Origin of the sequence: Bifidobacterium sp. 2450, assembly GCF_041900695.1 — a bacterium.
Lineage (GTDB): Bacteria > Actinomycetota > Actinomycetes > Actinomycetales > Bifidobacteriaceae > Bifidobacterium > Bifidobacterium longum.
In genome coordinates, this window is record NZ_JBHEEA010000009.1 from 24,682 (window position 1) to 49,845 (window position 25,164).

General features: G+C 59.4%; 23 protein-coding genes, 1 other RNA gene and 1 pseudogene. 19 read left to right on the forward strand and 6 right to left on the reverse strand.

What is annotated here, in order from left to right; all coding sequences use genetic code 11:
• Positions 1 to 48: 48 nt before the first annotated feature.
• The 7 genes from ACEUKI_RS06530 (at position 49) to ACEUKI_RS06560 (ending at position 7,326) form a co-directional block, all read left to right on the forward strand.
• On the forward strand, positions 49 to 2,958 hold the full coding sequence (locus ACEUKI_RS06530) for a DNA translocase FtsK (RefSeq protein WP_080784688.1): 2,910 nt from the start codon (positions 49 to 51) through the stop codon (positions 2,956 to 2,958).
• A gap of 162 nt (positions 2,959 to 3,120) precedes the next feature.
• Positions 3,121 to 3,771: a CDP-diacylglycerol--glycerol-3-phosphate 3-phosphatidyltransferase gene (pgsA, locus tag ACEUKI_RS06535; protein WP_251847752.1), complete on the forward strand. Its 651-nt coding sequence runs from the start codon at positions 3,121 to 3,123 to the stop codon at positions 3,769 to 3,771.
• 11 nt (positions 3,772 to 3,782) lie between these two features.
• Positions 3,783 to 4,316 carry a CinA family protein gene (locus ACEUKI_RS06540; protein ID WP_131233367.1) on the forward strand — a complete coding sequence of 178 codons (534 nt, stop codon included), beginning with the start codon at positions 3,783 to 3,785 and terminating at the stop codon, positions 4,314 to 4,316.
• A 59-nt stretch (positions 4,317 to 4,375) separates the two neighbouring features.
• Positions 4,376 to 4,891 carry a helix-turn-helix domain-containing protein gene (locus ACEUKI_RS06545; protein ID WP_080784689.1) on the forward strand — a complete coding sequence of 172 codons (516 nt, stop codon included), beginning with the start codon at positions 4,376 to 4,378 and terminating at the stop codon, positions 4,889 to 4,891.
• Between the two features lie 111 nt (positions 4,892 to 5,002).
• Entirely contained in the window at positions 5,003 to 5,236 is a 234-nt protein-coding gene (locus ACEUKI_RS06550; protein WP_007052642.1) for a DUF3046 domain-containing protein, read from the forward strand.
• Positions 5,237 to 5,536: 300 nt separating this feature from the next.
• Positions 5,537 to 6,730 carry a recombinase RecA gene (gene recA, locus ACEUKI_RS06555; protein WP_080785008.1) on the forward strand — a complete coding sequence of 398 codons (1,194 nt, stop codon included), beginning with the start codon at positions 5,537 to 5,539 and terminating at the stop codon, positions 6,728 to 6,730.
• Between the two features lie 2 nt (positions 6,731 to 6,732).
• The gene (locus ACEUKI_RS06560; RefSeq protein WP_080784690.1) at positions 6,733 to 7,326 is read left to right on the forward strand and encodes a regulatory protein RecX; all 594 of its coding nucleotides are present in this window, start codon (positions 6,733 to 6,735) and stop codon (positions 7,324 to 7,326) included.
• A gap of 7 nt (positions 7,327 to 7,333) precedes the next feature.
• Here ACEUKI_RS06560 and rnpB read toward each other — a convergent pair.
• An RNA gene (gene rnpB / locus ACEUKI_RS06565) (RNase P RNA component class A) lies at positions 7,334 to 7,708 on the reverse strand.
• A 493-nt stretch (positions 7,709 to 8,201) separates the two neighbouring features.
• On the opposite strand from rnpB, the gene hpf reads away from it, so the two are divergent.
• Positions 8,202 to 8,864: a ribosome hibernation-promoting factor, HPF/YfiA family gene (hpf, locus tag ACEUKI_RS06570; RefSeq protein WP_080784691.1), complete on the forward strand. Its 663-nt coding sequence runs from the start codon at positions 8,202 to 8,204 to the stop codon at positions 8,862 to 8,864.
• A gap of 162 nt (positions 8,865 to 9,026) precedes the next feature.
• Positions 9,027 to 11,921, forward strand: a complete 2,895-nt coding sequence (gene secA, locus ACEUKI_RS06575) for a preprotein translocase subunit SecA (protein WP_374156627.1) — start codon at positions 9,027 to 9,029, stop codon at positions 11,919 to 11,921.
• A gap of 139 nt (positions 11,922 to 12,060) precedes the next feature.
• Here secA and ACEUKI_RS06580 read toward each other — a convergent pair whose 3' ends face one another.
• Entirely contained in the window at positions 12,061 to 12,642 is a 582-nt protein-coding gene (locus ACEUKI_RS06580) for a hypothetical protein (protein WP_251847754.1), read from the reverse strand.
• A gap of 42 nt (positions 12,643 to 12,684) precedes the next feature.
• On the opposite strand from ACEUKI_RS06580, the pseudogene ACEUKI_RS06585 reads away from it, so the two are divergent.
• A pseudogene (locus tag ACEUKI_RS06585) lies at positions 12,685 to 13,689 on the forward strand (MFS transporter); the annotation flags it as partial.
• A 201-nt stretch (positions 13,690 to 13,890) separates the two neighbouring features.
• Positions 13,891 to 14,937 (forward strand): anthranilate phosphoribosyltransferase, encoded by a 1,047-nt coding sequence (gene trpD / locus ACEUKI_RS06590; RefSeq protein WP_080784695.1) that lies wholly within the window; start codon positions 13,891 to 13,893, stop codon positions 14,935 to 14,937.
• 46 nt (positions 14,938 to 14,983) lie between these two features.
• On the opposite strand, the gene ACEUKI_RS06595 is transcribed toward trpD, so the two are convergent.
• Complete coding sequence (locus tag ACEUKI_RS06595) at positions 14,984 to 15,325, reverse strand: substrate-binding domain-containing protein (protein ID WP_080784696.1); 342 nt, start codon at positions 15,323 to 15,325, stop codon at positions 14,984 to 14,986.
• A 6-nt stretch (positions 15,326 to 15,331) separates the two neighbouring features.
• Between ACEUKI_RS06595 and ACEUKI_RS06600 the strand changes: the two genes are divergently transcribed.
• The 7 genes from ACEUKI_RS06600 to ACEUKI_RS06630 all read left to right on the forward strand — a co-directional run bounded on the left by ACEUKI_RS06600 (position 15,332) and on the right by ACEUKI_RS06630 (position 19,875).
• Complete coding sequence (locus ACEUKI_RS06600) at positions 15,332 to 15,475, forward strand: hypothetical protein (RefSeq protein WP_374156628.1); 144 nt, start codon at positions 15,332 to 15,334, stop codon at positions 15,473 to 15,475.
• The gene (locus ACEUKI_RS06605) at positions 15,463 to 16,245 is read left to right on the forward strand and encodes a hypothetical protein (RefSeq protein ID WP_080784697.1); all 783 of its coding nucleotides are present in this window, start codon (positions 15,463 to 15,465) and stop codon (positions 16,243 to 16,245) included. Before ACEUKI_RS06600 ends, ACEUKI_RS06605 begins: the two co-directional genes overlap by 13 nt.
• Before the next feature lie 46 nt (positions 16,246 to 16,291).
• Positions 16,292 to 16,465 (forward strand): hypothetical protein, encoded by a 174-nt coding sequence (locus ACEUKI_RS06610; RefSeq protein ID WP_156604002.1) that lies wholly within the window; start codon positions 16,292 to 16,294, stop codon positions 16,463 to 16,465.
• A 267-nt stretch (positions 16,466 to 16,732) separates the two neighbouring features.
• Positions 16,733 to 17,665, forward strand: coding sequence for a carbohydrate ABC transporter permease (locus tag ACEUKI_RS06615; RefSeq protein ID WP_080784699.1), 933 nt, complete (start codon positions 16,733 to 16,735; stop codon positions 17,663 to 17,665).
• A gap of 19 nt (positions 17,666 to 17,684) precedes the next feature.
• A complete protein-coding gene (locus ACEUKI_RS06620; RefSeq protein WP_251847757.1) occupies positions 17,685 to 18,206 on the forward strand; it encodes a carbohydrate ABC transporter permease in 522 nt (173 codons plus the stop codon).
• Between the two features lie 12 nt (positions 18,207 to 18,218).
• Complete coding sequence (locus ACEUKI_RS06625) at positions 18,219 to 18,656, forward strand: carbohydrate ABC transporter permease (protein WP_256866832.1); 438 nt, start codon at positions 18,219 to 18,221, stop codon at positions 18,654 to 18,656.
• A complete protein-coding gene (locus tag ACEUKI_RS06630; RefSeq protein WP_374156629.1) occupies positions 18,586 to 19,875 on the forward strand; it encodes an extracellular solute-binding protein in 1,290 nt (429 codons plus the stop codon). Before ACEUKI_RS06625 ends, ACEUKI_RS06630 begins: the two co-directional genes overlap by 71 nt.
• 153 nt (positions 19,876 to 20,028) lie before the next feature.
• Here ACEUKI_RS06630 and ACEUKI_RS06635 read toward each other — a convergent pair whose 3' ends face one another.
• On the reverse strand, positions 20,029 to 20,724 hold the full coding sequence (locus ACEUKI_RS06635; RefSeq protein WP_179133377.1) for a hypothetical protein: 696 nt from the start codon (positions 20,722 to 20,724) through the stop codon (positions 20,029 to 20,031).
• 60 nt (positions 20,725 to 20,784) lie between these two features.
• Between ACEUKI_RS06635 and ACEUKI_RS06640 the strand changes: the two genes are divergently transcribed.
• Positions 20,785 to 21,486, forward strand: a complete 702-nt coding sequence (locus ACEUKI_RS06640) for a 1-acyl-sn-glycerol-3-phosphate acyltransferase (RefSeq protein ID WP_080784702.1) — start codon at positions 20,785 to 20,787, stop codon at positions 21,484 to 21,486.
• Positions 21,487 to 21,529: 43 nt separating this feature from the next.
• Here ACEUKI_RS06640 and ACEUKI_RS06645 read toward each other — a convergent pair whose 3' ends face one another.
• Both ACEUKI_RS06645 and ACEUKI_RS06650 read right to left on the reverse strand, forming a co-directional pair.
• Positions 21,530 to 23,803: a protein kinase gene (locus ACEUKI_RS06645; RefSeq protein WP_374156630.1), complete on the reverse strand. Its 2,274-nt coding sequence runs from the start codon at positions 23,801 to 23,803 to the stop codon at positions 21,530 to 21,532.
• Between the two features lie 143 nt (positions 23,804 to 23,946).
• Positions 23,947 to 25,029: a polyprenyl synthetase family protein gene (locus ACEUKI_RS06650; RefSeq protein WP_186289876.1), complete on the reverse strand. Its 1,083-nt coding sequence runs from the start codon at positions 25,027 to 25,029 to the stop codon at positions 23,947 to 23,949.
• Positions 25,030 to 25,164 lie beyond the last annotated feature (135 nt).

A 25,164-nucleotide genomic window follows, 5' to 3' on the forward strand; every position in this document is an offset into this window, starting at 1 on the left:
GTGTCGTCACCAACCATGCACCCCCGTACTAGTAGAATCAGACCCGATATGGCACGAACAGCATCCTCCAACAGCACCAAGCCCCGTAAATCCAAAGACAACGGGTCTACCCATGATGGCGAAACCAAGGTCCAGCCCGAGCTTGACCTCGAACCTGAGCCGTTGTGGAAGAAGATCCTGCTCGCGATTCCGCGCGCGTTCGGCTCCGGCGTACGCGCCGTCACCGGCGTCGGCGAATACGATCCAGCCTACCGTCGTGACGGTTTGTGCTTCCTGCTGCTCGTGCTCGCCGTACTGTTCTGCGCGTCCGAATGGTTCCGTGTCAGCGGTCCATTCGGCCAGCTGCTTCACGCCATCGCGGCCGGTGTGCTTGGTCTGATGAGCGTCGTGCTGCCGGTGTTGCTCGCCGCCGTGGCCTTCCGACTCATGCGCAATTCCGGTAAAGGGTCCAATAACCCGCGTGTGGTCACCGGTTGGGTGCTGCTCATGTGGTCGATTTGTTCGATCATCGACGTGGCGATCGCCGCCGACCACACCGGATTCGACATCACGATTCTGCAATCCGCCGGCGGCCTGTTCGGCTTCTTCCTCGGCTCACCGCTCGCCTGGGGCCTTTCCAACGTGTTCGCCATCATCATTTTCGTGGTCGTCGGCCTGTTCTCCTTGCTGATGATTACCGGCACCCACGTCACCGATTTGCCGGAGGATGCGCGCAAAATCGCCGCTAAAATCCAGCGCAAACCGTATGTGCCGATGGGCCAGGAGACGGATGGGAGCGCCAGCCAGTTCCCCAACGAGGTCCGTGTGGGAGATACCACTCTCGCCTTTGCCGACGGTGTTCCCTCGCATGACGGCGACGATGACGGCAACGACAACGATCAGGCCGGCGATGCACGGCCCAGCCTGTTCGCACGACTGTTCGGCCGCAAATCCAAGACCGAAGACGACAACACCCTTGACAAGTATGCTGCCGACGATCCATTCGACCGTGCCGCCAGCCAGCATGGTGCCACCGCCGAAACCCCGGTGGTCGATCCGATGACCGGCGAGATTACCGGTGCGCGAACCATTGCATCGTCTTCGTACGACGGCCGCCCGCACCTATCCAGCCCTGCGCCTGCTGCCGATGCAGATGATGGCGACGCTTCCCGAACCCGCGTCATCACCAGTGACCAGACCGTCGCCATGCCCGGTGGGGGAGCGGTAGACGACCCGTGGGCACCCAGCGCCGCCCAGGCCGGTACTGTCGCGCTCGCAGGGGCAGCCGGTGCGATGGGAGCGGTCGGAGCCGCCGGTGTCGCGGCTGTGGCAGCCGCGACCGGAGCCTACGCGGGTGCCGATGCGGATGGCAGCGGAGTCGGCCAGGGCGTACCCAATACGGACGGACAGCCGAATGCCACCGCCGGCAACGATATAGACGACGACGCCAATAGGCCGTATCAGTTGCCCGACCTGAACCTGCTGACCAAAGGCCAGCCCCATGCGATGCGCACCCCGGCCAACGATCGCGTGATCCGGGCACTGACTTCCACCTTCGAACAGTTCAACGTGGACGCCAAAGTCGTCGGCTTCCTGCGTGGCCCTTCGGTCACCCAATATGAGGTCGAGCTTGGCCCCGGCGTCAAGGTGGAGAAAGTCACCAACCTGCAGCGCAACATCGCCTACGCGGTGGCCAGTTCGGATGTGCGCATCCTTTCACCGATTCCCGGCAAGTCCGCCATCGGCATCGAAATCCCGAACGAGGATCGCGAAATCGTGCACTTGGGCGACGTATTGCGCTCCGACAAGGCCGTGGGCGACCCGAACCCGATGCTCTCCGGCATCGGCAAGGACGTCGAAGGCCACTTCGTGACCGCCGACCTGACCAAGATGCCGCACCTGCTGGTGGCAGGTGCCACCGGTTCCGGTAAGTCGAGTTTTATCAACTCGATGCTCACTTCGATCATCATGCGTGCCACGCCTGAACAGGTGCGTCTGATCATGGTGGATCCCAAGCGCGTGGAACTGTCCGCCTACGCAGGCATCCCGCACCTGCTGACCCCGATCATCACCGATCCGAAGAAAGCCGCACAGGCCCTCGAATGGGTGGTCAAGGAGATGGATGCACGTTACTCCGACCTCGAATTCTTCGGATTCCGCCACGTCAAGGACTTCAACGAGGCCGTGCGCGCCGGCAAGGTACATGCGCCCGCCGGCTCCCAGCGCAAGGTGGCCCCCTATCCGTACATCCTCGTGGTGGTCGACGAGATGGCCGACCTTATGATGGTGGCCAAGAACGATGTGGAAAGCTCCATCCAGCGCATCACCCAGCTGGCACGAGCCGCCGGTGTGCATCTGGTGCTCGCCACCCAGCGTCCGTCCGTGGACGTGGTCACCGGTCTGATCAAGGCCAACATTCCATCCCGACTGGCGTTCGCCACCTCGTCCGCCACCGATTCGCGAGTCATTCTTGACACGGTCGGTGCCGAGACCCTGATTGGTCAGGGCGATGCGTTGTTCCTGCCGATGGGTTCCGCCAAGCCGATTCGTGTGCAGGGCTCGTGGGTGTCCGAATCCGAGATTCGCAAGGCCGTGGAGTTCGTGCGCACCCAGCGCAAGCCGAAATACCGCGAAGACATCGAACAGATGGCCAAGGAAGCCGAAAAGAAAGACAGCATGGAGCCCGACGAGGAGATCGGCGACGACATGGACGTGCTGCTGCAGGCTGCCGAACTCGTGGTCACCAGCCAATTCGGCTCCACCTCGATGCTGCAGCGCAAGCTCAGGGTCGGCTTCGCCAAGGCCGGCCGACTCATGGACCTGCTCGAATCACGTGGCGTGGTCGGGCCGTCCGAAGGCTCGAAGGCCCGCGAAGTGCTCGTCCAGCCGCAAGACCTGCCGCAGGTGCTCGCCTTCATCCGAGGCGAAACCAGCTCGCTCGAAGCCACCGCCCCGCAACAGCCCGAACTCGGCGAATAATCGCCCATCGACCTTCCTCTGATGAGGGAGGTGCCCCGAAGGGGCGGAGGGGGAGAAGCGCGGCCACGCGGCCATCAGCACGCAACCTGATTCCCGAATAATAGCAGTCAATATCCAGCCAATACTCACTCAAGGTAGAAGTGTGGGGGTAACGTGAACACTATGGATGAGAACACAATGGACAAGCAGTCATCGCCCAAATCATCGCTGTTCGACGGATGGAACGCGCCGCCGAACCTGGTCACCTACTCGCGCATCGTACTCGTGGTGATTTTCCTGACACTCGACATTCTCGCCGATGCCTGGGGTGAGAACAACCTGACCATGCGCTGGGTCGCCGCGGTACTGTTCATCATCGCCGCGTCCACCGATAAAATCGACGGTTGGATGGCCCGCAAATACAATCAGGTCACCGAAATGGGCAAGCTCATGGATCCGATCGCGGACAAGCTGCTCACTTGCGGCGCAATGATTGTATGCTCCGCGTTCGGCGAGCTCGGCTGGTGGGTAACCATCCTGTTCCTGATTCGCGAAATTGGTATCACCGTTATGCGTTTCTTCGTCATGGAGCGTCCGGGCGGCAAGGTCATCGCCGCCGCATGGCCCGGCAAGCTCAAGACCGTATTCCAGTGCGTGGGTCTGTCCATGCTGTTGCTGCCGTTCTGGTCATTGGGTAACGGACAAGCCACGCCGTTCTGGATGACCGCTTACTACTTCCTGACCTACGCCATCATCTACGTGGCATTGGTCCTGTGCCTCTACTCGGGTGCCGTGTACCTGTACAACACGTTCGTCGCCCCGAAGCGGAAGTGACGGATATTCCAATGCGGGAATTGTGCGACAGTCTCGCGGCCGGCATCCTCAAGATTTGCGAGGCGAACAATACGAAAATCGCCTGCGCTGAATCCCTGACCGGTGGCCTGCTTGCCGATGCGTTCGTGCGTATTCCCGGTGCCTCCAACGTGTTGTTGGGCTCCGCTGTCGCCTACGACATCAATGCCAAGGCCTCGATCCTGCACGTGGACAAGGCCCTATTGGATCGAGAAGGTGCCGTACACCCCGAAGTCGCCCGGCAGATGGCCATCGGTACCGCTCGCCTATACAGCCAGCCGGAATACGGCGACCGAATCATCGGCCTTTCCACCACCGGCGTGGCCGGCCCCGGTCCGGACGGTGACAAGCCGGCCGGACTGGTGTATGTGGGCCTGCGCATCCCCGCAAGCCTCACCGCGGACCATGCCGAAGTGCTCAAAGCCGTCGAACTCCATCTTGATGGCATGCGCGAAGAGGTTCGTCGCCTCACCGTATTCCACGTTCTGCAAAACTTGAGTCTATTTACAGCAAGTTTTAAGGAATAAAACCGCGGGACCGTCGTGTTGTACATAGTGGAAACACTGAACCGACCTTGGAAGGGGCGATGGCGATGGAAACGATGACCCGAGTGAACGAACAGATGGATGTGGCCGCCAAGAAGCCGATGGCTGTGCAGCCGGGTGTCGCCCGTATGCGTGAACTGACTCCGGCCCAGCGCCGTGCGGTGATGTTCGCCCAGCAGCAGGTGCTCAAGGCACAGGCCGCCAAGAAGGCCAAGGATCAGCGTCAAGCCGTTCGTGAACGTATGTGGGATGAGGATTCGCCGTCGTACAAGCCGACTGCCGCCGCCGAGCCCGTGGTGGCTGAGGAGGAGCCTCGCGAGTTTTCGCTGCGTGGTGCTATCGGTCATGTGCTGCGCGAGCTGCGCACGCGCGATCGCCGCACGTTGCGTGAAGTCTCCGAGAAGGCAGGCGTTTCGCTAGGCTACCTTTCCGAAGTCGAACGTGGACAGAAGGAAGCCAGCTCCGAGCTGCTGAGCTCCATCGCCGATGCGCTCGGAGTCTCCACTTCGCGCATGCTGCGCATGGTGGCTGATTATCTCGACTCGCTCGAGGGCTGATCGGTTGGCGGTGTGAAGCCGCGTCCCGTAATCTATGTCTAGCTGTGAACCCGTATCGCTTGTGGTGATGCGGGTTTTTGCTGTCCTGCGGGTGGTGGCACACTGGCGTGTATGCGTGAACGGGAATTCTGGGAATTACTTGAAGAGGTGTTCGGTCGGACCTACGGTCGTTCGCTGTCGCGTGATCAACGGATGCCCAAACTGGCGAATATGACTGTGGTCGAGGCGCTGGACGCGGGGGAGGAGCCACGCGTGGTCTGGAATGTGCTCTGCGACCAAATGGAGGTTCCGGACTCCAAGCGTTGGGGCCACGATCATAACGCGCCGCCCATGCCCGCCGTCTGACACTGCGGGATTACGGAGTCGCTGAATCGTGGAATTGGCGATTTCGGCGTGTTGCACGCCAAATTCGAACAAATGTTCGTGTGTGTGGTTATAGTTATCCACAGTGACGAGAAGCCGCATACGTGTGCACAGGGTGCTTGCCATCTGCCATAATCCTTACCGCAGTAGGGCTTAAGGAGGCCAGGTGGCCAAGCTCGGGCAAGCTGGAACCACAATGGTTGGTTTGGATTGCCTCACATGGCATGTCCGTCATACGGTGGAGGCATCCGATTCGCACACGACTTCGACAAGGAGAAGATCATGGCACTTGAGACCAAGCCGGCCAAGGACCCGGCAGCCGAGGACAAGCACGAGCTCGATCCCAAGCGCAAGGCGGCGCTGGACACCGCGCTGGCGCAGGTCGAGAAGAGCTTTGGCAAAGGTTCCGCAATGCGACTGGGCGACCAGCCCGAGCGGAACGTCGAGGTGATTCCCACCGGTTCGTTGGCTCTCGATATGGCGCTCGGCATCGGCGGCCTACCCAAGGGCCGCATCGTGGAGATCTACGGCCCCGAATCATCCGGTAAGACCACGCTCGCATTGCATGTGGTGGCCAATGCCCAGAAGAAGGGCGGCGTGGCGGCCTACATCGATGCCGAACACGCGCTCGACCCGGCCTACGCCCGCAAGCTCGGCGTGGACACCGACTCACTCATCGTCTCCCAGCCGGATAACGGCGAGCAGGCCCTCGAAATCGCTGACATGCTGATTCGCTCCGGTGCGCTTGACGTCATCGTCATCGACTCGGTCGCCGCTTTGGTGCCGAAGGCCGAAATCGAAGGCGAAATGGGAGACAGCCATGTTGGTTTGCAGGCCCGACTCATGAGTCAGGCGCTGCGCAAGATGACCGGCGCGTTGGCTCAGGCCGGCACCACCGCCATCTTCATCAACCAGCTGCGTGAGAAGATCGGCGTGTTCTTCGGCAACCCTGAAACCACCACCGGTGGTAAAGCTCTGAAGTTCTACGCCTCCGTGCGTCTCGACATCCGCCGCATCCAGACCTTGAAGAACGGCGACGAAGCGGTGGGCAACCGCACGCGCGTCAAGGTGGTCAAGAACAAGATGGCCCCGCCTTTCAAGTCCGCCGAATTCGACATGCTCTACGGTGAAGGCATTTCCCGTGAGGGCTCGGTGATTGACATGGCCCAGCAGGTTGGCGTGGTCAAGAAGTCCGGTTCGTGGTTCACCTATGAGGGTGATCAGCTCGGTCAGGGACGAGAGAAGGTCCGTCAGTTCCTTAAGGACAACCCGGCCATCACCGAGGAGATCGAGAACAAGGTCAAGGCCGAGTTCGGTCTGATCGGTTCCGCCGATCAGTTCGCGGAAGATGGCGAAGCCGCAGCAGCGGCCGCCGTCAGCGAGGCCGCTGCGGCCGACGTGGCCAAGGACAGCAAGGCCGCAGCGGCGCCTGCTGCCAAAACGACCCGTGCCAAGGCCGGCACAGCTAATGCCTGAACATGATTAGTGCCGAAGCGTTCTTGCGGCGCAATCCTGTTGCGTCGCAAGACATGCCCATTGCCGAGCAGCATGTTCAGTCGAAACCGTCGGGACGTTTTTCTCGACGGGGGAGAGACGCTGCCGTTGTCGAAGATCCCAATGATTTGGACGCTTGCCGCGAGGCTGCATTGCGTTTGCTGGACGCGGCCCCGCGTGCATCCGGTGCGTTACGCGAACGATTGCTTGCCAAAGGGTACGGCGAGGCGATCGTGGACGAGGTCATCGAACGGCTGATTCGCGTGCAACTGATTGACGACAGCGCTTATGCCGAATCGGCCGTACGCTATTGTGCCGGTCGCATGATGGGCCGTCGTGGTACGGTCATGGAACTTGCTCGCAAAGGTGTGGACCGCAAGCTGGCTGAACAGGTGTGTGACGAAGCTGAGCAAAATGGCATCTTTGAAGATGCCGCGTGGGAATTGGGCCGCCAAATAGCCCGCAAAACCCATGGCCTCGATCGTCAGGTCCGTCAGCGTCGGCTTTGGTCCGCCGGCGGCCGCAAAGGCCACAGCCCCGAAACCCTCCGCCGAGTCGCCGCCGAATTGTTGGTGTAACCAAGAAAAAATGAGACCTCTTATACCCCGGGTTCTGTCGTGCCGTGCGTGAACGCACAGCACGGATGGCCATCCATCTCGACCTGACGTTACCGCCAGGCTCTAGCAGCCTACCCGATGACACGGGCGAGCAGCCCTTACCGCCATCTGCTTGGCCTTGCTCCCGATGAGGCTTGCCATGCGACCTACTGTTACCAGAGGCCCGGTGGTCTCTTACACCGCCGTTTCACCCTTACCCGTCGAGGACGGGCGGTCTGTTCTCTGTTGCGCTATCTCTCAGGTCACCCTGGGCGGACGTTATCCGCCATCGTGCTCTATGGAGCCCGGAAGTTCCTCAGCCGATCCCAATGAAGATCACGGCCGCGGCCATCAAGAGGTCTCAAGCTTGCAATTATACATAAGGTGCGGAAAAGGCGGCATCCCGCCCTGCGGTGAGGCCATGACGTTGCCCGGTTATCCTGTTTTCCCCATGGTTGGGCATAGTTGGACGATTCGTGAACGACGCGCCGAATATCGGATGGGGCGTGTCGGGCGTGTTGCGGCGTGTCGTATGGAGACGAATCAAATCTGTAAGAGCTTGGTATGTGCGAGAAAGAGCAAGAAAACGCTGCCTATCCATTGCAGTATTTACCATGACGAACAAACGAGCCAGCCCGATAAACCGGTATCAAATCTTCTTATAGGAGACTGCTGCCAAAACCCCAGTATATACATCGTTTCATTGCAGAGAAAAGCCCGGAAATAAACATATATTCTCTGGGCGAGTTTCCGGCCGTTCACCCATTGTTCGTCTACAATGAAACATACCCGGTCGGTGATGATGCCGTTCGGAACACATATAGCGGGTTACACCGCTTGAGTTAGAGGAGGTCAACATGGAAATCGTCGTTACCGGACGCCACACGCAGGTCAAGCAAAGGTTCCGTGATGTGGTCGAGACCAAGATGAATCGTGTGACCGCTATCGCCCCGGATGCTCAGCGCGCGCAGATCGTGCTGACCCATGAGGGCAACCCGCGTCAGGCCGATACCGCCAAGCGCGTGGAAATCACCGTTATCGCCGGACGTACCGTGGTGCGTGCGGAGGCTTCCAGCACCGATGAATTCAGCGCGCTGGACATGGCGCTGGATAAGTTGACGCTGCGTCTGCGTCGTACTCGTGACCGTCGCAAGGATCACCGTCGTGGTTACGCGAACCCGGTCCCGATGGATCTGGGTGTTATCGCCCCGGAACTCGAGCCGGAGGAGCTGGAGGAAGAGCCGAACAACAGCCCGCAGGCTGCGGTCGCCTCCGATCTTGGCCCTGGCGAATCCGTGGAGGTCCAGGTTGGGGATACGCCGATTGTCATCCGTCGCAAGCTGCACATCGCCGAGCCTATGAGCATCGACGAGGCGCTGTACGAGATGGAACTGATCGGACACGACTTCTTCCTGTTCGTGAACAAGGAGACCGGACGCCCGTCCGTCGTCTACCGCCGTCACGGCTGGAGCTACGGCGTGTTCGAAATCGATACTCCGGAGAACGTCAAGAAGGCCTGAAGGTAAGGCCTGCTGACACGATCAGCTGATACCGCATGGACCGCTTCCAATATGGAGGCGGTCCATTTTTTTCGTAAAAAGGTCGAAAAATTCGACTGCTGACGGTGCGAGGCGCTATTCTGGTACGCGGACACCACCACTTATCAGTCAAGGGAGAACCCAGTGGTCGATATTATTGACAAAGCCCTGCGAATGGGTGAAGGCCACCAGCTCAAGAAGCTGGAGAACGTGGCCAAGGCCGTGAACGCTCTGGAGGACGAGATCTCCGCCCTCTCTGACGAGGATCTGAAGGCCCAAACCCCGAAGTTCAAGCAGGAAATCGAAAACGGCAAGAGCCTGGACGAGATCATGCCCGAGGCGTTCGCCACCGTGCGCGAGGTCTCCAAGCGCACCCTTGGCCAGCGTCACTTCGACGTGCAGCTCATGGGCGGTGCTGCCCTGCACTGGGGCAACATCGCCGAAATGAAGACCGGTGAAGGCAAGACCCTGGTCGCCACCCTGCCCACCTATCTGAACGCCCTCGAAGGCAAGGGCGTGCACGTGGTCACCGTCAACGACTACCTCGCCAGCTACCAGAGCGAGCTGATGGGCCGTATCTACCGTTTCCTCGGCATGAACGTCGGCTGCATCATCACCGAGCAGAAGCCGCCGGAGCGCCGCAAGCAGTACAACGCTGACATCACCTACGGCACCAACAACGAGTTCGGCTTCGACTACCTGCGTGACAACATGGCCTGGGAGAAGGCCGACCTCGTGCAGCGCGGTCACCACTACGCCATCGTCGATGAGGTCGATTCCATCCTCATCGATGAGGCCCGTACCCCGCTTATCATCTCCGGCCCGGCCGAAGGCGACGTGACCCGCTGGTACCGTCAGTTCGCCAAGCTGGTGCTGAAGCTCACCCGCGACGAGGACTACGACGTCGACGAGAAGAAGAAGGTCGTCGGCATCCTGGACCCGGGCATCACCAAGGTCGAGGACTTCCTCGGCATCGACAACCTGTATGAGCCGGCCAACACCGCCCTGATCGGCTACCTCAACAACGCCATCAAGGCCAAGGAACTGTTCCTGCGTGACAAGGACTACGTCGTCACCCAAGGCGAGGTGCTCATCGTCGACGAGCACACCGGCCGTATCCTGCCGGGCCGCCGCTACAACGAGGGCCTGCACCAGGCCATCGAGGCCAAGGAAGGCGTGGAGGTCAAGGCCGAGAACCAGACCTTCGCCACCATCACCCTGCAGAACTACTTCCGTATGTACGACAAGCTCGCGGGCATGACCGGTACGGCCGAAACCGAGGCCGCCGAGTTCATGAACACCTACAAGCTGGGCGTGCTGCCGATCAAGACCAACAAGCCGATGATCCGCAAGGACCAGGACGACCTCATCTACCGCACCAAGAAGGAGAAGCTGGCCGCCATCGTCAAGGACGTGGCCAAGCGTCACGCCAAGGGCCAGCCGGTGCTGCTCGGTACCGCCTCCGTGGAAAGCTCCGAAGTGGTCTCCACCCTGCTCGACGTGGCCAAGATCCCTCATCAGGTCCTGAACGCCAAGCAGCATGAGAAGGAAGCCGCCGTGGTCGCCGTCGCCGGCCGCAAGGGCGCCGTCACCGTGGCCACCAACATGGCCGGCCGTGGTACCGACATCATGCTCGGCGGCAACGTCGAGTTCCTTGCCGACGCCAAGCTGAAGTCCGAGGGCTACTCTCCGGAAGACACCCCGGAAGAGTATGAGAAGCGTTGGCCGGGCACCCTGAACGAGATCAAGGCCCAGGTCAAGGACGAGCACGAGGAAGTCAAGGAGCTGGGCGGCCTGTACGTGCTCGGCACCGAACGCCACGAGTCCCGTCGAATCGACAACCAGCTGCGCGGTCGTTCCGGCCGTCAGGGCGATCCAGGCGAGTCCCGCTTCTACCTGTCGCTGGAAGACGATCTGATGCGTCTGTTCAACACCCAGCTGGTGGCCCAGGTCATGGCCAAGGGCATGGAGGAAGGCCAGCCGATCGAGGCCAAGTCCGTGACCAAGGGCGTGCGCACCGCACAGAAGGCCGTCGAATCCCGCAACTACGAGATTCGTAAGAACGTGCTGAAGTACGACGACGTGATGAACAAGCAGCGTACCGTCATCTACTCCGAGCGCCAGGCTGTGCTCAAGGGCGAGGACATCCACGAGGATATCGAGCGCTTCATCACCGACACCGTCGAGTCCTACATCAAGGGCGCCAACAAGGGTTCCGACAAGCCGAAGGACTGGGATTGGGAAGGCCTGTTCAAGGCCCTCAACACCGTGATCCCCACCAAGGTCACCGAGGACGAAGCCAAGGAAGCCGCTGGCAGCCTCAAGGGCGAAAAGGCCGTCGAGGCCGTGCGCGATCTGATCGTTGAGGACGCCAAGCAGCAGTACGCCGAGATGGAGAAGACCATCGGCGAGACCGGCCTGCGCGATCTCGAGCGCCGCGTGGTGCTCGCCGTGCTCGACCGCAAGTGGCGTGAGCACCTCTACGAGATGGACTACCTCAAGGACGGCATCGGCCTGCGCGGCATGGGCCAGCGCGACCCGCTGGTCGAATACCAGCGCGAGGGTTACCAGATGTACAACTCCATGATCGAGGCCATCAAGGAGGAGTCCGTCCAGCTGCTGTTCCACATCGACATCAAGCAGGTCGCCGCCACCGACGAGGCCGTTGACGAGGTTGAAGAGACCACCGAAAGCGCCGATTCCGTCGCCGCGGCCGCAGGCCCTGACGAGAACGGCGAGTCCGAGGTCGAGGCCGCCGAGGGTGAAGTCGAAGAAGAGGACGAGGATACGGACGCCAAGCAGGCGATCGCCGAATCCGCAGCCGCCTCCGAGGCCGGCGAGTCCACGCTGCCCGTTGCCGGCCCGGCTCCGATCAGCCACGCCGAAGGCAAGGTCCCGGTTTCCAAGCGTCCGAAGAGCGAAGAGCTCAAGACGCCATGGGCCGACGGCCGCACCTTCCCTGGCACCGGCAAGAACGCCCCGTGCCCGTGCGGTTCCGGCCGCAAGTACAAGATGTGCCACGGCCAGAACGAGAAGTGACGCATCGCTAGTTAGTAACTAGCTCATGGCTCCCCACATGGGGAGCCATTTTTTTGTGCGGTTCATCGGCATGTATTCGTGCGGTGCCGTACGCGCGGGACGGCATGCGATGTACCGGAGACGGAATACCGCCGCCGACCTAATTCACTGTGAAGCCTTGGGATACGGCGTAGCGCTTGAGGCGTGCCTCCCATTCGGGTAGGAGGTCGGCGCTGTGGCCGCCGGGGCGCAGTGTGGGAATGATGAGGCGTGTGAATTCGGCGTCGAGCTGGCTGTAGAACGGCAGGTTGTCCCAATCGCGGTTCACGCGGGCGGCGGACTTGGCATACACGTCGTAGATAGGCTGGTCGAAATACGGGTCGATGGTACCGCGGCGGGTCAGATCCTCCACATAGCCGGCCGCCGCTGATACGCCGCCCGGCGCGCGCAGCTCGATTGATGCGGGGGAGAGCTGGAACCAGCGCATGAACGTCAAAGCGGCTTTCTGACGAATCTCGGGCGGCCCGACGCTCATGGCCAACGTCGAGCCGCCGATTTCCGAAGTTTGCACTTGGCTCGGGTCGAAGTATCCGGGCGGTAGCGTCACTTTCCACAGGCCCTTGTCCGCCGGATAGGAGGCGGCGAGAATCTTGCCCAGCCAATTCGCATAAGTCACGGTGAGATAGGAGCCGGCCTTAGGCAGCATATACCGGTTGTCCCATAACGGTTCGGCTTTAAGCACGTTGTCGTCGAAGCATTCCTCAATGCTCTCGGTGACAAGAAGAGCTCGTCCTACACGATTTCCATGGGCTTCTTCATCGTGCTGTTCGCCGTGTTCGTGTTCATCGCGTACAAGTCCACGTGGGAACTGACTCCTGAAGAGGCCGGTTTCGACGAGGCTGCCCTTGAAGCCGAACAGAAGGAACCGTTCAACTTCGGCAAGTGGCTCAAGGGTGTGGCCGACATCTTTATCGGCTACTTCTCCACCCTGCGCAACAAGACCTTCCGCAAGCACATCATCATCTACCTGCTTGGCCAGTCCTTCCTGGACATCTTCGGTCAGGTCTGGCTGTTCTTCGTGCTCTACAACCTCAACAAGCCGGTGGCCTTCGGCTCCGCTTTGCTCGGCATGGCGCTGATCGGCGAACCGCTCAAGCCCGTGTTCGGCTGGATTTTCGCCAAGCTTGGCCCGCGCAAGATGTTCTCCCTGAACTTTGCCGGCGCCATCATCGGTCTGCTTGGCCTGTGGGGCCTGTGGCAGACTGCTGCCCAGAACAACACCGCCGTGCGGAACGTCATGCTGTACGTGGTCGTGGTCTGGTGGCTGATCTTCCGTGCTATGACCTGGTTCATTCCGTGGAACGTGTTCCCGCTCATCCCGGACGTCGATATGATCATGGCTGGCGAAAACCGCGGTGGCCTGTACATCGGTTTCCAGCAGTTCGCCCGCAAGATCACCGCTGGCTTGTCCGCCATGGCTTGGGGCTGGTACCTCGGTGCCAACGGTTTCGTCGAAGAGGCGTTCAAGGCCGGCAAGCCGCAGCCTGATCAGGCCGTCAACGCCATCGGTAACGTGCTGGTGTGGTGGATCATCGCCGGTCTGGCCATTGCTTGGATCGTGTCCTTCACCATGAAGCTCGACAAGAAGACCGACGCCGTGCTGCTCAAGGAAATCGACCGGCTCAAGGCCGGCGGCAAGAAGGCTGACGTTGAGCCAGAGACCAAGAAGATCGTCGAACAGCTTACCGGCATCAAGTACGAGAAGTGCTGGCCGCAGACCGCCGAGTGAAGCGGTGAGTCTGATTAGCGACTGATATTGCTGACCAGCTGGTTGCAGACGGCTGATTGGCGAAAAAAATAGGTTGGCTCCCGTTGGCGGGAGCTGACTCATATTTTGCAATATGGAAGATTCAGGGTCTTGAAATGACAAACCATTACAATGGGCGGCGAACATACACCACACGGCGTAGGAAACGCCAAGGAGGGCATCATGGCCGAGATCACATGGAAGTCGATTCTCACCAAGCTGGTCGGGGGAGACCACCTTACTGTTGAGGAATCGGAGTGGTTCGTGGACGACCTGATGCAGGGCAACGCGAACCCCGCCGCAGTGGGTGCCGCGCTCGCCATGCAGGAGCAGCTGGGGCTGACCGCCGACGAGGTGCGTGGTGCCGCCAAGGCCATGGTCTCCCACGCCGTGCCGCTGAACGTTTCCGGTGAGACCACCGACATCGTGGGCACCGGTGGCGACGGCTTCGCCACCGTGAACCTGTCCACCATGGGCTCCGTGGCCGCCGCAGCAGCCGGCGTGAAGATCGTCAAGCACGGCAACCGCGCTGCATCTTCGAAGTGCGGTGCCGCCGATGTGCTCGAAGCCCTTGGCCTGCCGCTGGATCTGAAGCCGGAAGCCGTCGGCGAAGTGGGCGACGAGGTGGGCATCACCTTCGCGTTCGCCCGCACTTTCCACCCGGCCATGCGTTTCGTGGGGCCGATTCGCGCCGCGCTGGGCATCCCGTGCGTCTTCAACATCCTGGGGCCGCTGACCAACCCCGCCAACCTGGCACACGTGGCCATCGGCTGCGCCAACCGCAAGGTGAGCCCGATTATGGCAGCCGTGTACGCCAGCCGTGGACAGTCTGGCTTGGTCTACACCTCGCATGAGGGCATGGACGAACTTGCCCCCACCGGCCCGGTTTCCGTCTGGGAGATTCGCGACGGCAAGGTTACCGAGTCCGAGTTCGATCCGACCGTGGATCTGGGCTTGACCAAGATTACCGTCGAACAGCTCAAGGGCGGCGTTCCGGACGTCAACGCCAACGCATTCAAGGACTTCCTGGCTGGCAAGGACATTCCGTCCCGCACCACCGCACTGCTCAACGCCGCCTCCGCCATCGTGGCCGACGGCAATCTGGTCGGCAACGGCACACTGGCCGAGCGTTTCGCCGAAGCCTACAAGCTGGCCGAGGAAACCGTCGATTCCGGCAAGGCCGAAGCCCTGTTCGACAAGTGGATCGAAACCGCCAAGTCCAAGGCGTGATACACCGTACTCAGCCCCCTCTGATGAGGGGGCTTATGTGTCTATATCATGATTCGATGGTGTGGATGCTGCCTCGATCGATGAACATTGCTTGTTCTGCTAGAGTGCTCGCCGCACCGATATTGTGTCGCCTAAGGCGCTGCAATAGTAGCTCAGCGGCATTACGTGCGTTCTCCTCCACAGGAAGTCGAATGGTGGATAGCTGGGGATTGGTAAAGGCGGACATCAGTATGTCGTCGAAACCCACCACTTTGACATCGTTGGGGATGTGTATGCCTTTACGCTGGGCTGCGGCCATGAATCCGATGGCCATTACGTCGTTGAAGGCGAACAAGGCATCAGTCGGGTGACGCAGAAAATCCTGCACTGCTTTGAATCCGTTTTCCATGTTGTATTGCAGATGTTCCTCGTCTCCTACTCATCGTTGCCCACTGAGATGACCGATGATTACAACGGCCGTACGTTGCTTTCCACCATGCGTATGATTGTTTCCGGTTCCACGGTGATCATTCCTATGGCGGATAGGTGCTGTCGGTGATGGGCGATGACAAGGCCATTTCATATCAGACATTTGCCATCGGCATCACCGTTGTGTTCGCCATCATGCTGTTTATCGTATCCCGCACCACGTGGGAGATGACTCCTGAGGAAGCCGGTTACGACGTGTCTGCGATCGAAGCGGAGAAGAAGCAGCCGTTCGGCTTTGCGCGTTGGTGCAAGAATGTCGGCAATCTGGCCGTTGACTACATCTCGACCTTCCGTATCTCCTCGTTCCGCAAGTTCATGGGCATTTACCTGACCAGCCATTGCATGATGGATGTGTTCGGCCAGACCTTCGTGTTCTTCGTGATCTTCTGCTGGGGCAAGAATGCGGCGTTCGCATCTATGCTGCTTTCCATTGATGTTGTCACCAAGTTCTTTACACCGCTATGGGGCTATCTGTTCTCCAAGATCGGTCCGAAGAACGTGTCCCAACTTGCCTTTGGTCCGGGCATCGTGCCTTTGGGCACCATTTTCGCCACGTGGAAGATTCAGCCGGCAATGGGTGGTGGAGCATGGACCGCGGTGGCCATAGCATCCTGCCTGTTCTGGCTCGTTGCGCGAAGCCTGATTTGGTTCCCTTGCTGGACTGTCATCGGTCTGGTGCTCTCTTGGATCATCGCCTTGACCTTCAAACTCGACAAGCGCACTGATGGCATCCTGAACGGTGAAATCAACCGTCTCAAGAACGGTGGCAGCAAGACGGAAGTTGCTAGTGAGGCCAAGAAGGTCGTAGAAAGCCTCGCGGGTGTGCCGATACGTGCGTGACGTGCGGTTGCGCCATTGCGAGGCCTCGCACATCTTGATTCATTCCGTGGGATATAACGATGATGGCGAAGGTTCGGATGTGCCGCCGGTATTCGAGAACATGGAGTTCCATAATGTCACATACGCCACCGCATCGGATCGCAAGACCTCGGAGGAGAACCATATGCGTGTGCGTCTGCATCATGCCCGCAACGTCACCTTCGATGATATCGAAGCGTGACGGACCTATGGATTGTTAACTATTGGCTAGCGATGCCGCAGACCCTCATAGAGGGGTGCGGCATCGTCTCATATCCTCATGAGGGTTTGCGATTGGGTAAAGCGGAGATGATGGATCATCCGATGCACAATGCCATGTTCATCTCATCTTGAAGCGGCATCACCATGAGATGAATGCAACTTTGGCAACAAGTGGCAACGGCGGATGACGATTCAATATGCTGTGATGCATACAGCCGATGAAGGCTGAAGCTATGGGAGGGACATCGTGAGTTCGTTTTCGGAATTCGGGTCGCTGGTCAAAAACCGGCATAAGCCGAAAGACAAACCGACCGACACCAAGGTCGCGCTGGGCTTTCTGGCACCGTGGCTGATTGGTGCCATCTGTTTGAGCCTTATTCCCATGTTGCATTCGCTGGTGATCTCATTCACCAAGTACAACATGATCAAACCTCCACAGTTCGTGGGGCTCATGAATTACCGGCATATGCTTGCCGACCCGCGGTTTGTGAGCTCGCTGAAGGTCACGCTCACCTACGTGGTGATCTCCGTGCCGCTGCAATTGATCGCCGCACTGGCTTTGGCCGTTGTGCTGGACCGTGGCATGAAGGGACTCGCCTTCTACCACTCGGCCTTCTATCTGCCGTCCATGCTCGGCGGTTCGGTAGCCGTGGCGGTGCCGTGGAAAATGGTGTTCGGTTCGGACGGTCTGTTCAATGCACTGCTGAACCTGTTCGGTGCGAACTCATCGATGTCTTGGACCGCGAACCCGGACACCGCCAATTGGACGCTTATCGCCCTGCATGTGTGGCAGTTCGGCTCGCCGATGGTCATCTTCCTGGCCGGCCTGCGCCAGATACCGCGCGAATTGTACGAGGCGGCCAGCGTGGACGGTGCCGGCAAATGGAAGCAGTTCACAGCCATCACCCTGCCGCAGCTGTCGCCCATCATCTTCTTCAATCTCGTGATGAGCGTGATCAACAGCTTCCAAACCTTCACCCAAGCGTACGTAGTCTCCGGCGGCACGGGCGGCCCAAGCGATTCGACGCTGTTCTACACGCTGTACCTCTACCAGCAGGGTTTCGCCTCTCTGAAGATGGGATATGCCTCCGCACTGGCCTGGATCATGGTGATTATCGTGGCCGTGCTGACGGGAATCAATTTCGCTCTTTCGAAGTTCTGGGTGCACTATGACGACTAATACGACTATGACTCAACCAATGAACGCAGCCGAACTTGGCTCGGGAAACGGCCTGAACGGCAACAAGAAGCGTGCCGTATCCCGCGTAATCGTGGCCGTCATCAGGCAGATTGCCGTGCTGCTCGTGGCGATTCTTATGCTGTATCCGATTCTGTGGATGATCGCCAGCTCGCTGCGCCCGCAGGACGAGATCTTCAAGAACATGGGTCTCGTGGTCACCAATCCGGTCTGGGAGAATTACGCGGCCGGATGGAATGCGCTGAGCCAGCCGTTCGGGCGGTATATTCTCAACTCGCTGATCATCGTCGTATTCGCGATCGTCGGCAACATCCTCACCTGCTCGATGGCGGCCTATGCCTTCGCACGACTCAACTTCCGGTTCCGTGGCGTGCTGTTTGGCTTTATGCTGCTGATGCTCATGGTGCCGATTCATGTGATTGTGATTCCGCAGTACATCATGTGGAACTCGCTGCATCTGATCAACACCTTCGTGCCGTTGATTCTGCCGAAGTTTTTGGCGATGGATGGATTCTTCACCTAGTTCCTACGAGGACTGCCACGCGACTTGGATGAGGCCGCCAAGCTCGACGGCGCCGGTCACATTCGCATCTTCTTCCAAGTGCTACTACCTTTGATGAAGCCGGCCATCGGCACCTGCGCCGTGTTCACGTTCATCTGGACGTGGAACGATTTCTTCAGCCAACTGCTGTACTTGACCAAGCCGGACATGTATACCGTGCCGATCGCGTTGCGTACCTTCATCGACTCGCAGTCTCAGTCCAGCTACGGCCCGATGTTCGCCATGAGCGTGGTTAGCCTGATCCCGCTGTTCCTGGTGTTCACGTTCGGGCAAAAGTATCTCGTTCAGGGAATTGCAACTACGGGGGAGGCAAGTGATGAAGCGTTTGTGGAAGAAATATATGGCGACTGTTATGGCGGCCGTGGCCTTGTGTGTGACTGCGGCGTGCGGCACTTCGGTTGGTGCCGCTGACGTGCCGGTTGTGCCGGCCAAAGGGGACGTGACGATCCGTCTCAACTGGTGGGGAGGCGACGCCCGCATCAAGGCCACTGAGAAAGCGGTCAAAGGCTTCGAAAAAGAACATCCGAACATCCACGTCGATACCGAGTATGCTGACTGGACCGGCTACTGGGACAAGCTCGCCGTACAGTCGGCAGGCGGCAACGCGCCCGATGTGATGCAGATGGATGAGCTTTACCTGGCTTTCTATGGTTCCATGGATGCCCTGCTCGATTTGAACAAGACATCGAAATACCTCGACCTGAGCACTATGGATAAGTCACTGAAAACCATGGGCCAAGTGGAAGGCAAACAAGTCGCCGCACCTGCAGCCACCTCGCAATATGGTGTCATCGTCAATAACGACTTGCTCGACTCGCTGGACCTCACCCTGCCAGATACCGACCATTGGACGTGGGATGAATTCGGGGATTTTGCCAAACAAGTATCAGACAAATCAGGCGGCAAAATCATCGGTGCCATCGCACCGGATAATGGCTATGGCCTGCAATTGTGGGCGCGGCAGCATGGCGAGAGCCTGTTCAAAGGCAACACTGTCGCCATCTCGCCTGAAACCTTGGCTTCATTCTTGCAGTTGCCTGCTGACTGGGCCAAGAACGGCATCGAAGGCAGTGCGGAACGATGGAGTGAGAATACTGCCGCCACGCTGAACGACACTGATTTCGGCAAGGACAAGCAGGCGATGATGATTGCGCAAGCCACGCAGATTACTCCGTATGCCGAGGCCGCTGGCACGGATAATATGACGTTGGTGCAACTGCCGCAGATCACGCCGGGGGAACGGACCATGTACTTGAAACCCGGCATGTACTGGGCGATTTCCTCCGGCACACAGCATCCTGCCGAAGCCGCCATGCTGGTGGATTATCTGATCAACGATAAGAACGTCGGAACGATTCTTGGTACCGAACGCGGCATCCCCGCCAATAACGACATTCGTAAGATGCTTGCCAAGGATGCAATCGGAACTGATCGGACCGCACTTGATTTTGTGGATGAGATTCAGCCGACACTGGGGCAATCGCCATCGATTACACCAAACGGTGCCTCCGAACTCGGCAAAACCATCGTGCGGTACCAGCAGGATGTGGTATTCGGCAAACGTAAGGCTCTTGATGCGGCCAAGGCCATGATTGCCGAGTTGCAGGAGTCCATCGACTTCAATTCGTGACCTATCTTGGCTCGGCCGCAATTACGGACGAGCCACGCCCGCAATACATTGGTTCGCTATCTCTCACACCTCGCCTACAAACAGCCCACTGGGCTGTTTGCTTAACGGCTCAGCCTCAGAGAGGGGAGACAAGGACCACACAGCCTACGCGAGCTACACCCTCGCGCCGTCGTCGTAATAGCCGCCCTGATCACCGGGGCGGTCTTTGCGGTTGAGGATTTTGGCCACCAATCCACCCAAGCCTAAAATGACGCCCAGCCCGAAGAGAATATTGAGCAGCGCGCCTAAGAGAGGAATCGCGTTCAAGCCGGGGACGAATATCATCACCGCTTCGCCTACGAGACCAATGATAAGCAACGCCGTCAGCAGTACCGTAGACGCTTTGACCGGACCAAGATCAGGGTTCGGGGGAGTGAAGCCGCCATCATCATAGGCGTCCATCACATTATCGGTATCCAGCCAGCTGGAGCCGGTGAAATCACGGGGACCTGACCGCTTGCCTTTTTTGCCGCCACGGCTCGGGCGAGCATCATCGGTGAACGAGCCGATATCCAAGTCATCTACGGAAAGCAGCGCCTCCTTCTCGCGTTTCTTGGTCTGCTTCTCGAACCTTTTGGCCTGCCTGGAGGAAGCCACGTCATGCAAGTCGGCCTGATGCTCGGCTTCGAACGCGGCCCACGCCGCATCCAAATCGTTCGCGTCATGCGATTGCGGTGTATCGGCACCATTCGTGGCTTGTCCGGCGGCACCGGGAGTCGACGACTTGGATGAAGTATCGGAATCCTGTCCGTTGCCCGGCGTGGGGGTTGGCCTCTCTCCGTCGGCATTGCTATTCTGGTTCTCAGTCATAACTGTCACTCTAATCAGGCGACCGGCCAATGGCTAGTTCGTCTGCGGGAGGAATGCCAAGTGCTCTACTGGTTCTTCGTCAAAGGTTTCGGCCCTATTGCTCATCATCGTTTGAGCCCTGCTGTCAGCGGACTGAATAACGTGCCGCGAGAGGGTGGCGCGATTATCGCAGCCAACCATCTGGCGGTGATCGACGATGCTTTGATTCCGATTACCTGCCCGCGCATGGTGCACTTCATGGGCAAAGCCGAATACTTCGAGGGCAAGGGATTGAAGGGCAAGTTCAAGAAGTGGTGGTTCACGTCCGTGGGCGTGTTCCCGGTTGATCGTTCCGGTGGCAGCAAGTCGATTGGCGCACTCGAGCACGCACGCGAGATTATCGAGGATGGGCACCTGTTCGGTATCCACATTGAAGGCACGCGCAGCCCGGACGGTCGACTGTACAAGGGACACACCGGCGCCGCACGACTTGCACTCGAGACCGGTTGCCCGATTGTGCCGACCGCCATCATCGGCTCGGACAAGCTGCAGCCGATTGGCACGTCGATTCCCAAGAAGGGCAAGACCAAGGTGTTGTATGGCAAGCCGATTGAGGTTGCCAAGAAGCCGGCCGATGAGATTACACATGATGATTTGCGTTCGCTGACCGATCGCGTTTCCGCCGCAATCCAGAAAATGAGCGGTCAGGAATTCGTGAACGAATACGCCCAGAAGGTCAAGGCCGAGCTCAAGGCCCAACAGGCCGCCGAAGAAACCGAATAATATGTGTTGGCTCCCCTCAGCGAGGGGAGCCAGTTGATTACTCTCACACGATGGTGAGGGTGATGACGGTGGGGTTGCCGTTGGCATCGCGCAGGCGTATCTTGCCGCCGTTGGATAGGTCCGTATCCCCGCTTTTCACGGTACGTACCGTGCCGAACAGACCACCGAGCACCTTGTCGGTTTTCACCTCGAACCCGAGACCCTCAAGCGTCTTGGTCACGGCGCTTTCCTGTTTGCCGACAAGGCCGGACGGTATCGTCGCCATCTCCGGACCCTTGGAAATCACCACGTCCACGCTGTCTCCCCACTTCAGCTGGGCTCCGGCTTCCTGAGACGCGGAAATGACTTGGCCGGCCTCGACCTTGTCATCGTACTGTTCGGTGACATTGGCCGTGAGCTTCAACTCGCCGAGCGCGGCTTGCATCTCATCCTGGGTCTTACCGACGATGTTAGGCATGGTCACCGGCATTGGTCCCTTGCTCAAAGTGACCGTCACTTCATCGTTGTGCTTGGCCGTGGTACCGGGATCAGGGGAGATCGTCAACGCCACACCCTGCGGCGTGTCCATCGAATACTCGTCCTTCGACTCGTCGTGCTTGATATTATCGAAGCCAGCCTTCTTGAGCGCGTCCAACGGGTCTTTGCCATTGGCCGAATCCGCGTCGAGAATATCCTTCGGGATGGTGGCCATCCGCACGCCCTTGGACACCACCACCGTAAGCTCCTGATTGGCTCGCTTGCTTATGTGGCTGTTCACAACGGCCTTGGTCTTGTTCACGGAAGAAGAGACGATCTTGCCTTCCGCCACGTCGTCGCTGTATTCCTTGTGCGTCTTGTAGGGGATGCCGAGAGCCTTCAACGTGCTTTCATACGTGGCCCAATCCGCGCCGGCCAGCGAACATTCGGTGCCTGCATTCGCATCGCAGGCCACGTCATCCGGCTTGGGCACGCTCCAATAGCTGCCCGGTCCGGCAAACCACCACCAGCCGGCGGTTCCGCCGATTGCAGCCAGTACCAGCACGATCACCAGTACGATGATGAGCGGTTTTTTGCTGCGCTGCTTCTTTGGCCCGGTGCCATTGGAAGCGACGTCCGGCTCATCGGAAAGGGCAAGCGCTCGGGTGAAGGCATCGCCGGCCTGAGGCAGCACTTGTGTCTCGCTGCCGGACTGTGCCATGATCTGCGCCTTATGGGGAGCCGAAGCATCGGCTAACATCGACGAATCAAGTGCCGTGGTGGGGGCGACCGGAGGTGCCGGAGGATTGACGTCTGCGGCGCCACCGGTATCGGCGGTATTGCTTGCGGCATCATCGGCCAAAAATGCCGGTACGGACGGCTCGAACGTTGCTGCACCGGCAGGTACGCCGGTCAGCGGGGCCTGCTCGGCGATATTGCCTACCAATGCTGCAGCGGTGGCATCGGTCTGATCGCCTCCGATAGGTTCGGCATGCAAACGGTATTGCCACGCCTCCAGCGGCAATTTGGCGGCCAACTGGCTTAGTTCCTCAGCTGCTGCCGCGCCATCGGCGGGGCGGGCATCCACCTGACGCGCGGTCAGATGGGCGATGAACGCCGCCACGGACGGATCAATGCCCTGGCAGACCGTGGCCACGGACGGCACGTCCTCATGAACATGCTTGAAGACAAGCGTCACCGGATTATCCGAATCGAACGGCACCTTGCCGGTCAGCATCTCCCATGCCATGATGCCCACCGAATACAGGTCGCCTTGCGCGGTGGCCTGATTGTTCTCGATCATTTCGGGAGCCAGATAAGCGGCGGTGCCCAATAGCATGCCGGTGGAGCTCAATGTGGCCTGGCTGGCGGCCTTGGCCAAACCGAAATCAGTGATCTGCACATGGCCGCGATCATTGATCAAAATGTTCTCGAGCTTGATGTCACGGTGAACCACGCCGGCGCGATGCGCGGAAGCCAGACCATCCAGCGTCTCCGCTACCACGCGCAGCGTCTCACGTACGGAGAATGTGCCTTGGGCGTTCATCTCATGCCGCAGATTGACGCCATGCACATATTCCATGACCAGAAAATCAAGTCCATTGAACTCGCCGGTGTCATACACCTGAACGATGTGCGGGTTGGCGATGGACGCGGCCGAATTGGCCTCGCGGCGGAACCGTTCGACGAACTGCTCCCGATGCGGGCCTTTGGCGAGTTGTGTGTGCATGACCTTAATCGCCACGGTGCGCCCCAGACGCTCATCGATGGCCTCATACACGGTGGCCATACCACCCTCGGCGATATTGCGCACGATGCGGTAGCGTCCCTCAATCATCTGCGCGGGCTCGTTCTCACTCATGTTGTATCGTACGGTTCCTTTAATCACGACTAAACACGTTCAGTGTACATGGCCCCGGTTACGCGGCCGGAGCATCAGCGCATAGTTTTCACGGGTTTTCACCGGTGTTCATGGTCTCATGGTCCGGCGGCTCGCATTGTGGACTATCGCAAGGATTCGGGGATGAATCGCGCACAAGCCTCGGTCAGACGGCGTTGCGCTTCGGAATTCAGCTCAAGACCGGCAATCGCCTTACGGGACTCACCCCATAGGGCAGCGATGCGCTCGCGGGATCGATCAAGAGCACCGGTCGACGTGAACAGTTCAATGGTGCGGGCCACCTGGTTGTCATTGCGACAATCCGCTTCGAAGATGGCGATCAGATCGGCCTTATCCGCCGTATCTGCCGCAGACAGAGCATCAGCCAACAGCACTGTGCGTTTGCCTTCTCGGATGTCTCCGCCAATTGGTTTTCCGGTATTGCGGCTTGATCCGACGACATCCAACAGGTCATCCGCCAGTTGGAACGCCAGTCCGAGCGGCCGGCCGACGGCCAACGCGCAATGCCTGGCCTGATCCGGGCTCTCTCCTGCGGCCAGCAGTGCAAGCAGCAGTGGAGCGATGGTGGTGTAACTGGCTGTCTTCCAGCGGAATACGTTCAATGAGGCGTTCGCCAGAGCTTCGGGATTAGACAGCGGGGTCATCTCGACGGCCAAATCCAGTACCTGGCCGATTTCCACCTCGCGCTGCATGGTAAGAAACGCCTCGTTCAGGGCATCGGTGCTGGGAAGACGGCTGGCGGACCGGCGTGTGATTTCAATGCAGGCAGTGGCCAGAATGTCGCCGAGCATCAGGCCCAAGCCACGGCCTATGGCACCGCTGTGTACGGCCTGTTCCAAGGCACGATGTGCGGAAGGCTTGCCCCGGCGCAGATCGGATTCGTCGATGATGTCGTCATGCACCAGTGCGGCCGTCTGAAACACTTCAATGGCGCAGGCTAGGTCAATCATGGCGTCACGCCAATCAGGAGTCACGTCGCCGGCAAGAATATCGAAGGCGTCCAATGCGAGCAGCGCACGCAGTCGTTTGCCTCCTTGGCTGGAGAAGGCGGCTTGGTCCACAACCTGTTCCATCACCGGTTTCAGGGCGTCGGCAACCTCGTCGGTGGCGGGGGCGGCAGTCAGTTCCCGCACCAACTGAATGATGCGTGGCTCGATGATTTCGCGTTTGTTAGCAGTTGTGCACATGCCTAATAACTTATCCACAGGGTTTGAAGAACACAAGAACGTTGAAAATCAAGGGTTTTGAAGCTAGAACCACAATGGTCGTTTTTTCCTGCGTCATACGGCGTTTTCAGCCATAGTGGGCACACCCACTCGGTG

Excerpts from the sequence above, each read along its gene's own strand:
- hpf (WP_080784691.1), top strand. The coding sequence starts at position 8,202 with ATGGAAATCGTCGTTACCGGACGCCACACGCAGGTCAAGCAAAGGTTC.
- ACEUKI_RS06650 (WP_186289876.1), bottom strand. The coding sequence starts at position 25,029 with ATGTGCACAACTGCTAACAAACGCGAAATCATCGAGCCACGCATCATT.
- ACEUKI_RS06530 (WP_080784688.1), top strand. The coding sequence starts at position 49 with ATGGCACGAACAGCATCCTCCAACAGCACCAAGCCCCGTAAATCCAAA.
- ACEUKI_RS06560 (WP_080784690.1), top strand. The coding sequence starts at position 6,733 with ATGATTAGTGCCGAAGCGTTCTTGCGGCGCAATCCTGTTGCGTCGCAA.
- ACEUKI_RS06620 (WP_251847757.1), top strand. The coding sequence starts at position 17,685 with ATGAACGCAGCCGAACTTGGCTCGGGAAACGGCCTGAACGGCAACAAG.
- ACEUKI_RS06630 (WP_374156629.1), top strand. The coding sequence starts at position 18,586 with ATGGCGACTGTTATGGCGGCCGTGGCCTTGTGTGTGACTGCGGCGTGC.
- recA (WP_080785008.1), top strand. The coding sequence starts at position 5,537 with ATGGCACTTGAGACCAAGCCGGCCAAGGACCCGGCAGCCGAGGACAAG.
- ACEUKI_RS06645 (WP_374156630.1), bottom strand. The coding sequence starts at position 23,803 with ATGAGTGAGAACGAGCCCGCGCAGATGATTGAGGGACGCTACCGCATC.
- ACEUKI_RS06635 (WP_179133377.1), bottom strand. The coding sequence starts at position 20,724 with ATGACTGAGAACCAGAATAGCAATGCCGACGGAGAGAGGCCAACCCCC.
- ACEUKI_RS06540 (WP_131233367.1), top strand. The coding sequence starts at position 3,783 with ATGCGGGAATTGTGCGACAGTCTCGCGGCCGGCATCCTCAAGATTTGC.
- trpD (WP_080784695.1), top strand. The coding sequence starts at position 13,891 with ATGGCCGAGATCACATGGAAGTCGATTCTCACCAAGCTGGTCGGGGGA.
- pgsA (WP_251847752.1), top strand. The coding sequence starts at position 3,121 with ATGGATGAGAACACAATGGACAAGCAGTCATCGCCCAAATCATCGCTG.
- ACEUKI_RS06550 (WP_007052642.1), top strand. The coding sequence starts at position 5,003 with ATGCGTGAACGGGAATTCTGGGAATTACTTGAAGAGGTGTTCGGTCGG.
- ACEUKI_RS06545 (WP_080784689.1), top strand. The coding sequence starts at position 4,376 with ATGGCGATGGAAACGATGACCCGAGTGAACGAACAGATGGATGTGGCC.
- ACEUKI_RS06595 (WP_080784696.1), bottom strand. The coding sequence starts at position 15,325 with ATGGAAAACGGATTCAAAGCAGTGCAGGATTTTCTGCGTCACCCGACT.